Source organism: Amycolatopsis sp. NPDC004169, from assembly GCF_040610315.1.
In the GTDB taxonomy this organism is placed as follows: domain Bacteria; phylum Actinomycetota; class Actinomycetes; order Mycobacteriales; family Pseudonocardiaceae; genus Amycolatopsis.
On sequence record NZ_JBEXMD010000073.1, the window covers coordinates 22,876 to 31,412 of the forward strand.

11 protein-coding genes are annotated in these 8,537 nt (G+C 73.1%); 5 read left to right on the forward strand and 6 right to left on the reverse strand.

The genetic code is table 11. The features are described 5' to 3' along the window. Positions 1-25: 25 nt before the first annotated feature. The 5 genes from ABZX11_RS46430 to ABZX11_RS46450 are packed head-to-tail and all read right to left on the reverse strand — an operon-like array spanning position 26 to position 3,225. Complete coding sequence (locus ABZX11_RS46430; protein WP_176171204.1) at positions 26-229, reverse strand: ferredoxin; 204 nt, start codon at positions 227-229, stop codon at positions 26-28. Continuing rightward, on the reverse strand, positions 226-1,347 hold the full coding sequence (locus tag ABZX11_RS46435) for an NADH-ubiquinone oxidoreductase-F iron-sulfur binding region domain-containing protein (RefSeq protein ID WP_354925225.1): 1,122 nt from the start codon (positions 1,345-1,347) through the stop codon (positions 226-228). Before ABZX11_RS46435 ends, ABZX11_RS46430 begins: the two co-directional genes overlap by 4 nt. Next, complete coding sequence (locus ABZX11_RS46440; protein WP_176171206.1) at positions 1,344-1,886, reverse strand: ferric reductase-like transmembrane domain-containing protein; 543 nt, start codon at positions 1,884-1,886, stop codon at positions 1,344-1,346. Before ABZX11_RS46440 ends, ABZX11_RS46435 begins: the two co-directional genes overlap by 4 nt. Then, entirely contained in the window at positions 1,883-2,962 is a 1,080-nt protein-coding gene (locus ABZX11_RS46445; RefSeq protein WP_354925227.1) for an FAD:protein FMN transferase, read from the reverse strand. The genes ABZX11_RS46440 and ABZX11_RS46445 overlap by 4 nt, the downstream gene beginning before the upstream one ends. Continuing rightward, positions 2,959-3,225 (reverse strand): hypothetical protein, encoded by a 267-nt coding sequence (locus tag ABZX11_RS46450; protein ID WP_354925229.1) that lies wholly within the window; start codon positions 3,223-3,225, stop codon positions 2,959-2,961. Before ABZX11_RS46450 ends, ABZX11_RS46445 begins: the two co-directional genes overlap by 4 nt. 222 nt (positions 3,226-3,447) lie before the next feature. On the opposite strand from ABZX11_RS46450, the gene ABZX11_RS46455 reads away from it, so the two are divergent. From ABZX11_RS46455 to ABZX11_RS46470, 4 genes are read left to right on the forward strand one after another with little or no spacing between them, the layout of a single operon-like run. Then, positions 3,448-4,317 carry an alkaline phosphatase family protein gene (locus ABZX11_RS46455; RefSeq protein WP_176171209.1) on the forward strand — a complete coding sequence of 290 codons (870 nt, stop codon included), beginning with the start codon at positions 3,448-3,450 and terminating at the stop codon, positions 4,315-4,317. A 46-nt stretch (positions 4,318-4,363) separates the two neighbouring features. Continuing rightward, positions 4,364-5,569, forward strand: coding sequence for an MFS transporter (locus tag ABZX11_RS46460; RefSeq protein ID WP_354925231.1), 1,206 nt, complete (start codon positions 4,364-4,366; stop codon positions 5,567-5,569). Continuing rightward, complete coding sequence (locus ABZX11_RS46465; RefSeq protein ID WP_354925233.1) at positions 5,566-6,540, forward strand: hypothetical protein; 975 nt, start codon at positions 5,566-5,568, stop codon at positions 6,538-6,540. The genes ABZX11_RS46460 and ABZX11_RS46465 overlap by 4 nt, the downstream gene beginning before the upstream one ends. A gap of 16 nt (positions 6,541-6,556) precedes the next feature. After that, on the forward strand, positions 6,557-7,336 hold the full coding sequence (locus ABZX11_RS46470; RefSeq protein ID WP_354925235.1) for an aminotransferase class IV family protein: 780 nt from the start codon (positions 6,557-6,559) through the stop codon (positions 7,334-7,336). Positions 7,337-7,384: 48 nt separating this feature from the next. On the opposite strand, the gene ABZX11_RS46475 is transcribed toward ABZX11_RS46470, so the two are convergent. After that, positions 7,385-7,762 carry a VOC family protein gene (locus tag ABZX11_RS46475; protein WP_354925237.1) on the reverse strand — a complete coding sequence of 126 codons (378 nt, stop codon included), beginning with the start codon at positions 7,760-7,762 and terminating at the stop codon, positions 7,385-7,387. 105 nt (positions 7,763-7,867) lie between these two features. Between ABZX11_RS46475 and ABZX11_RS46480 the strand changes: the two genes are divergently transcribed. Further along, positions 7,868-8,446, forward strand: a complete 579-nt coding sequence (locus ABZX11_RS46480; RefSeq protein ID WP_354925239.1) for a TetR/AcrR family transcriptional regulator — start codon at positions 7,868-7,870, stop codon at positions 8,444-8,446. Positions 8,447-8,537: the final 91 nt, after the last annotated feature.

An 8,537-nucleotide genomic window follows, 5' to 3' on the forward strand; every position in this document is an offset into this window, starting at 1 on the left:
CTCTTCCCCGCCCCGCACGACCGGTTTACCGCCGCTCGTCCTTCCGCAGCTTCAGCGCCAGCGCCGGGCACGCCGCGGCTGCCCGGCGGGCCTCCGCCACCAGTTCCGCCGGCACCGGGCCCGGCGCCACCACCGGATAGCCCCACTCGTCGAGGCGCACCAGCTCCGGCAGCAGGTCCGCGCACAGCCCGTGCGCGCGACACCCGATCGGGTCCACTGTCACCTTCATGCGACACCGGCCGGAATCCGGCACCGGCCGCCGGCCTGGTGGGCGCGGACGTCGGCGTCGAACACCTGCAACGCGCTCGCCGCCAGGCGGGCGGCGCCGTCCGGGTGGGTGCACGCGCCGCGGCCGGTGAGCAGCGGGAGGCGGCGGGCCAGCCGGGCCGTCGCGGGACCGCCGTGGACCAGCTCCGCGAAGTCCGCCGCGATCGACGGCAGGCCGAACGTGCACGGCCCGCACTGCCGGGCCGACTCGGCCGCCAGGAACGCCAGTGCCTTCGCCGTGTATTCCAAGCCGCACGCACGCGCCGGGAGTGCATACACCGTCGCGATGCCGGACCAGCCACCGGTGAGATCCGCGGTCCAGGCGCCGCCGGCGAGCACCGCCTGCACCGGTTCCGCCTCGCCGCCCGCCGCGGCCAGCACACCGGCCGGCGACGTTCCCGCCGCCACTTCGACGACGCCGGGCCGGCGCACCGCGCCGGTCACCGTGACCAGTTCGGTCCGCGAGGCGCGATAGTGGTTCGGCCCCAGGAGGACCACGGACGCCAGCTGCGCCAGAGTCTCCACATTGGACACCAGGGTCGGCCGCCCGCGCACGCCGCGCTCGGCGGGCCGGGGGTGCTTGCCGAGCGGCCGGGCGTCGCCCGACGTCAGGTAGCGGACGAGCGCCGTCTCCTCGCTGGCGACGTAACGCCGGGGCACTTCCACGACCCGGACCGGCACCCGGTCTTCGCGTTCGGCGAGGGCGGCGGCGACACTCGGCAGCGCCGAGCTGCCCGTGTGGACACAAAGGACGGTCTCGGTGGCGCCGACGGCGTGGGCGGCGAGCTGCAGGCCGTCGAGCACGAGGTGCGGCGAAAGCGCGAGCAAGGCAACGTCTTTGTGGCTCAGCGGGTCGCCTTCGCACCCGTTCGCGACGACGATCGAGCGTTTCGACCTGGCCGCGCGCAGCTTCACCGCCGTCGGGAAGCCCGCGCCGCCGCGGCCGCGCAGGTCCGCCGCCTCGACCGCGGCGATCAGCCGGTCGCGGCCGTCCTCGTCCTGGTAGACGACCCACGGCACGACGCCGTTGCGGCGCCGGTGACCGGCCAGGTCGAGCCGGTGCGGGGGCAGGATGCTCATCGCGGGCCTCCCAGGGCAGCGAACTCGCGGACGTGGGCCGCGCGGTAGCCGACGGCGCCGAGCACGGCCAGCAGGCACAGCACGTCGAGCGCGGCGATCCAGCCGTACGCGGAGTCGTTTTCGGCCATGCCGAAGCCGTGGACCAGTGCGACCGGCCAGCACAGGTAAGCCAGCCAGTGCACGGCGCGCCAGGCCCGCGCCGGCAGCCGGGTGCGCACCAGGCTGGTGACGACGATCGCGAGCAGCAGGTCGACCGCGACGGCGCCGAGCCCGACCCACAGCGGCCGGTAGTCCGAGCCGAACGGGACGACGACGTCGAGCCAGCCGAGCGGCACGTACCCGTCGAGGACGGCCGACGCGATGTGCGCGGCGAGGAAGGCCAGGCTGGTCAGCGCGAGGTTCCGGTGCACGGCGGCGACGGCGAACCGCGGCCACTCGCGGGTGGCGAACCGCCCGGCGCCGAGCGCGCCGAGGACGACGACGCCGGTGAACAGCACCAGCGAGACGAGCCCGGTGGCGCGGCTGAAGTACCAGATCATGCTGCTTGCCTTTCGCCGGGCCAGCCGGGCGTTGTGACGACGTCGCCGTCGACGCCGACCAGCCGCGCGGGCAGGTGCCTCTGTTCGAGCCAGCCGGGCGCGTCGGCGCCGAGGACGATCGCGGCGGTGCTCGCCGTGTTGGCGTCCACAGTGGACTTGGCGGCGACGGTGACGGTGCGCCAGCGCGGGCCGGGAACGTCGCCGGTGCGCGGGTCGACGATGTGGTGCACGGTCCGGCCGCCGTGGTGCCACCGCCGCCGCGTGGTGCCGGAGGTGGCGAGCGCACCATCCCGGTGCAGGGCGACGGTGGTGTCCGGCCGCGCGACGGCCGCAGCGTGGTCATCGCCGAGCGCGATCTGCCAGCCACCGCGCGGCGGGGATCCGGCGGCGCGCAGATCACCGCCGAGGTTCACGAGAACCCCGCAGCCGACGGCGCCGTGGATCCGCCGCGCGGCCCGATCGGCGGCAAGGGCCTTGGCGGTCGCGCCGAGGTCGAGGTGCACGCCTCGCGGGAGGACGACGAGCCGCCGGCCGGGATCGAAGAGGACGCGGTGCCAGCCCGGAGCGGGAACGGCGGCGGTGTCCCGATCACCGGCATTGCTTCGCTCGCTCCCGCAAGCAACCATCCCCGAACCGACCGAACCATCCACCGCGAAAGCGGCGGCGGTGTCCCGACCACCGGCACCGGCCCACCCACCACCGCGATCGGCCGACGACCCACCGGCGTCCCGATCACCGGCACCCCCCGTGTCCCGATCACCGGCCAGGCAGGCGAAATCACGGTCGTACCCCAGCGCGCGCACCGCCGCCCCCACCGTCGGGTCGACCAATCCCTCCGTCAGCCGGGCCGCGCGCAGGGCCACCCCCAGCGCCTCCGCCAGCAGCGGCCCCACCCGCACCTGCCGTCCCGCCGCCGAGTGCAGCCGCGAAATCTCCGAATCCGCCCGGAACCGGCTGCACGCCGCGTCGATCGCGGCCAGCTCCGAACGCAGCAGCGCGGCCGCCTCCCCCAGCCGGGTGGAATCCGTCACCACCAGCTCCGCCGTCGTGCCCAGCGCCGGGAACGCCGCGGTCACGACGCACCCGATCCGGTGTGCGCCTGGCCGGAACCGCTGCCCAGCCCGCTGTCCGGCGCCTGCAACCGATCCGGTGACCCGGTCGAATCAGTGCCGGTCGAATCGGACGAGGTCGAATCGGAGGAGGTCGAAGCCGCCGACAGGCCGAAGCCGATCGCGCCGACCGCGGCCGCGCCGAGCACCGCGGCGGCCGCCGTGGCCAGTGCGGCCTTGCGGCGGCCCTGCTCGCGGCGGGCCGGTCCGGGCGGGGTGGTGGGTTCCATGGCACCGAGTCTCGGCGCCGTTCCTTTGAACGAGCTGGGAACGACCTGTCAAACGCCTGGCGCCCCAACCAAAGGAGGTTGACACCGGAAAGCCATTCACCCACTCTTTCCGTTGTCCGCCGGAGGTTTCCTGGTGTTCACGTCCCGGACCACAGCACCTCACGATCCGGTCCCCTGCCGTGGGCACCATGAGGCGCCCGCCCACTCAGTGCTGGAGGACCCATGATCCGCAAGCGGATCTTCGCCGCGTTCGCCGCGGCCGCCCTGGTCACCGCCGGAGCCGTCACCGCGGCGACCGCCGGCGCCGAGCCCGCCGCCGTCCGGCCGACCGCCGCGGCCGTGCCGGCGTTCGACCACATCGTCCTCGTCATGTTCGAGAACAAGAAGTACTCCTCGATCAACGGCAGTTCCAGTGCGCCCTACTTCAACACCCTCGCCTCGCAGAGCGCGAAGTTCACCAGCTCCTTCGCGATCACGCACCCGAGCCAGCCCAACTACGTCGCCCTCTTCTCCGGGGCCACGCAGGGCGTCACCGACGACACCTGCCCCGCCAACCTCGGCGCGAAGGCCAACCTCGGCCGCCAGCTGATCGACGCGGGCAAGACCTTCAAGGGCTACTCCGAAGCGATGCCCTCGGACGGCTACACCGGCTGCTCCAGCGGCACCTACCGCCGCAAGCACAACAGCTGGGTCGACTTCTCGAACGTCCCCGCCGCGAGCAACGTCCGGTTCTCGAGCTTCCCGTCCGACTTCACCCAGCTCCCGACCGTCGCCTTCGTGACGCCGGACATGTGCAACGACATGCACGACTGCAGCATCGGCACCGGCGACACCTGGCTGAAGAAGAACCTCGACGCCTACGCCCAGTGGGCCAAGACGCACAACAGCCTGCTGATCACCACCTTCGACGAGGACAGCAACACCTCGGTCAACCAGATCTTCACCACCTTCACCGGCGCGAACGTCAAGGTCGGCAGCTACAGCGAAACGATCAACCACTACACCGTGCTGCGCACCATCGAGGCGGCCTACGGCCTGCCCGGCATCGGCAACGCCGCGAGCAAGTCGCCGATCCTCGACGTCTGGCAGTAATCGCGTGTACCTGTCCACCATCGGCCGCCGAGAGCATGCTGGGACGGTGTCCCGGCGCAAGCTCTCGGCGGTCGGCGCGAACGTCTTCGCGCTGGGTGCGGTCAGCCTGGTCACCGACGTGTCCTCGGAGATGGTCACCGCGGTCCTGCCGGTGTACCTGGTCCTCGGCCTGCACCTGAGCCCGGCCGCGTACGGCCTGGTCGACGGCCTCTACACCGGTGCGACGGCGGTGCTGCGGATCGCCGGCGGGTACGTCGCCGACCGGATCCGGCGGCGCAAGGTCGTGGCCGGCGCCGGCTACGCGCTGTCCGCGGTGATGAAGCTCGGACTGCTCGTGGCCGGGTCATCGGCGGCCGCGATCGGCGCGGTGATCACCCTCGACCGCGCCGGCAAGGGCCTGCGCACGGCGCCGCGGGACGCGCTGATCACGTTGTCGGCCCCCGAACCGCTGCTCGGCCGCGCCTTCGGCGTGCACCGCGCGATGGACAGCGTGGGCGCGTTCGCCGGGCCGCTGGTCGCGCTCGCCGTGCTGGCCGCGGTCGGCGCGGCGAACCCCGAGGCCTTCGACGCGGTGTTCGTCGTCAGCTTCTGCATCGCCGCGATCGGCGTGCTGCTCCTGGTGCTGTTCGTCCGCGACCGCCGGACGCCGAAGGCCGCCGGGACACCGGTTTCGCCGCGCGCGGCGGCGGCGTTGCTGCGCGGGCACGGGGTGCGGCGGCTGCTGGTGGCCGCCTGCGTGCTCGGGCTGGCCACGGTCGGCGACGGGTTCGTCTACCTGCTGCTGCAGCACAAGGAGGACATCGCCACCGGCTGGTTCCCGCTGCTCGCGGTGGGCACGAACCTGAGCTACCTGCTGCTCGCCGCGCCGCTGGGCGCGCTCGCCGACCGGGTCGGGCGGCTGCCGGTGGTGCTCGGCGGCTACGGCGCGCTCGCGCTGGTCTACCTGCTGCTGGCCGGCCCGGTGTCCGGCTGGCCGCTGTTCGTCCTCGCGCTCGCGCTGTACGGCGCGTTCTACGCGGCGACCGACGGTGTCCTGATGGCTCTCGCCGGCCCCCTGCTGCCGGAGTCGTTGCGCACCACGGGGATTTCCCTCGTCCAGACCGCGCAGGCGCTGGCCTACTTCGCCTCGTCCGTCCTGTTCGGACTCGCCTGGCAGTTCTGGGGCGCGGACCTCGCCATCGCCGTCGCCGCGGGCGGGGCGGTGGTCGCGATCGCCACGACGTTCGCGGTGCTGCGGAAGGCGACGGCGTGAAAATCCGCATCCTGATCGCGGTCGCCGGGGTGCTCGTGCTCGCCGGGGCCGCGGTCGCGTACGTCGGGTTCGCGAGCGCGCGCAGCCACGACGTCACCGCGACCGGCGCGGTCCGCCTGGACCCCGGGCCGCGGCTGCTGTTCCGCAGCACCGCCGACGCCGACCGCGGGCACGTCGCCACGGTGTCCGCCACCGATCCCGCCGGCCCGCGGACGGTGTCGCCGCTGTCGTGCGCGCGCGTGTACGCCGCCGGTGGCACCGGGCTCTGCCTGCGCCAGGACGGCGACCTGACCACCTACCAGCTGGCGGTGCTCGACGCCGGCCTGGCGGTGCAGCGGGAGCTCCCGCTGGTCGGGCTGCCCAACCGGGCGCGGGTTTCGGCGAGCGGCCGGATGCTCGCGTGGACGGTCTTCGTCACCGGCGACTCCTACAACGGCGGCATGTTCTCCACCCGCGCCGGCATCCTCGACACGGCGACGGGCGACCTCGCGGGCACGCTGGAGGATTACGCGGTGACCCGCGACGGCAAGCCGTACCAGGCGGCCGACCTCAACTTCTGGGGCGTGACGTTCACCGCCGACGACCGCCACTTCTACGCGACGATGTCGACGGCGGGCCACCGCTACCTGGTCGCGGGCGACTTCGCCGCGCACACGGTCCGCACGCTGCGCGAGAACGTCGAGTGCCCGTCGCTGTCCCCGGACGGGACGCGGGTGGCCTTCAAGTCCGCTGTGGACGGTGACCCGGCGCGAGGGTGGCGGTTGTCGGTGCTCGACCTGGCGACGGCGAAGGTGACGCCGCTGGCCGAGACCCGCAGCGTCGACGACCAGCCGGCCTGGCTCGACGGCCGCACGATCGGCTACGGCCTGCCCCGCGGCCCGGGCCACGCGGACGTCTGGTCGGTCCCGGCCGACGGCTCGGGCCCGCCCCGGCTGCTGATCCCGGACGCGGAGTCCCCGGCCGCCCTGTGATCACTACGGTGCCGGTATGTCCTTCTTCGCGGTACACCACAACGGGCGGCCGGCCACGGCCGAGGAGCTGGCCCCGCTCGCGTTCGCGGGCTACGCGCACTTCACCGCCATGCAGGTGCGCGATGGCCGGGTCCGCGGCCTCGACCTGCACCTGGACCGGCTGCGGACGGCGTCGGCCGAGTTGTTCGGCCGGGCAGTGCCCGACGACCGGGTGCGGTCGTACCTGCGGTCGGCGCTGGCCGCCGGGCCCGCCGACGTCTCGCTGACCGCGACGGTGTTCTCACCGGCCGGGGAGGAACCGGAGGTGCTGGTCCGCACCGGTCCCCCGGCCACCGCGCCGTCCGGGCCGCTCACGCTGGCGATCACGGAGTACGAACGGTTCCTCCCGGAGGTGAAGCACGTCGGCGAGGTGGCCAAGACCTACCTGCACCGGCAGGCGCTCGCCCAGGACGTCGACGACGCGGCGTTCGTCGACCGCCGGGGCCGGTTCACCGAGGCCACCATCTGGAACCTGGCCTTCTGGGACGGCACCGCGGTGGTGTGGCCCGACGCCCCGATGCTGCGCGGGACGACGATGGGCATCGTGGCCCGCCAGCTCGACCGCCTCGGCGTGCCCCAGCGCGCCGAGGAGCTGACCGAGGCCGACCTGCCGGGCCTGGCCGGGGCCGTGGTGATGAACTCGTGGACACCGGGCGTGGCCGTGCGGCGGCTCGGGACCGTGGCGTGGCCGGAGGCACCGTCCTTCGTGGACCTGCTGCACCGGGCATACGAGGCGGAGCTGCCGACCGCGCCTTAGAACCTGTCCTCAGTGCCATCGGCGGTACGCCTCATCGCGCTGGGCCGTTCAGTGCCCGGTGGAGTAGATGTTGATGAGGTTGCCGTCGGGGTCGCGCAGGAGCATCGACCGGTTACCCCATGGCTGGTCGGTGGGTTCCTGAACCCACGCGGTGACCTGGTCGCCCAGGCGGGCGCGTTCGGCGTCGACGTCGTCGACCTCGAACTCGATGATGGCGGACCGGTTGGCGGCCGCCACGGCGGCGTTGTTGTTGAAACGCTTGACCGCCGCGCTGTCGGCCAGCGCGACGATGCCGCCTTCGGTGTGCAGTTCGGCGTAGCCGCCGGACCCGTAGGGGGTCACCGGCTCGGTGTCCGTGAGCGTGGAGTAGAAAGCGGTCAGGGTGGGCAGGTCATCGGTGACGAGGCGTACTGAGGCGAACTTCACGGCGTTCTCCCGGCTGCTCCCGGCGAGCCGGACCGTCCGGCTCCACGAAACAGTACGGTACAGTACCGTACTGTTTCGTGGCGGAACAGGAACGGAGATCACAACGTGGCCCGATCCGGGGACTTCGTCGACGTTCGAGTCCAGCGGTCCAAGACGGCGGTGCTCGCCCAGACCTACGAGTTGCTCTCGGCGGGCGGTATCGGCGGCGTCAGCATCGACGAGGTGTCGCGACGCTCGGGCGTCTCCAAGACCACGATCTACCGCCACTGGCCGTCACGGGCCGCACTGCTGATCGAGGCGTGCTCGACGATCGGGTCGGCGCCTCCGGTCCCCGACACGGGCAGCTTCGGCGGGGATCTCCTCGCCTTGACCGAGGCGTTGGCCGAGCAGCTGCGCAGCGCCCGCTGGGCCGCGGTCCTGCCCTCCATCGTGGACGCCGCCGAGCGCGAGCCCGAACTGGCCGGGCTCCACGCGGATCTCCACGCCCGGTTGATGGCTCCCTTCGGTGTGGTGACCGAACGCGCGCGAGCTCGCGGTGAGCTGGCCGCAGACCGTGGGCCGGCCGACGTCACCGCCGCCGTCGCCGGCCCGCTGTTCTACCGCCGCTGGTTCTCCCGCGAACCGCTCGACGCCGCGTTCGTCACGCGCGTCGCCGAGGACGCCCTCGGCCATCTCGGCGTCTAGACGAGTAATGCGTAACTCGGTCAGTGGTCGTAGGCGGTCAGTGATCGGGTGATGGGTTGGCCGGTGGCGCGGTTGTGCCAGATGGCGGCGG

Coding starts and splice junctions, on each gene's coding strand:
- ABZX11_RS46430 (WP_176171204.1), bottom strand. CDS start 229: ATGAAGGTGACAGTGGACCCGATCGGGTGTCGCGCGCACGGGCTGTGC.
- ABZX11_RS46435 (WP_354925225.1), bottom strand. CDS start 1,347: ATGAGCATCCTGCCCCCGCACCGGCTCGACCTGGCCGGTCACCGGCGC.
- ABZX11_RS46440 (WP_176171206.1), bottom strand. CDS start 1,886: ATGATCTGGTACTTCAGCCGCGCCACCGGGCTCGTCTCGCTGGTGCTG.
- ABZX11_RS46450 (WP_354925229.1), bottom strand. CDS start 3,225: ATGGAACCCACCACCCCGCCCGGACCGGCCCGCCGCGAGCAGGGCCGC.
- ABZX11_RS46455 (WP_176171209.1), top strand. CDS start 3,448: ATGATCCGCAAGCGGATCTTCGCCGCGTTCGCCGCGGCCGCCCTGGTC.
- ABZX11_RS46470 (WP_354925235.1), top strand. CDS start 6,557: ATGTCCTTCTTCGCGGTACACCACAACGGGCGGCCGGCCACGGCCGAG.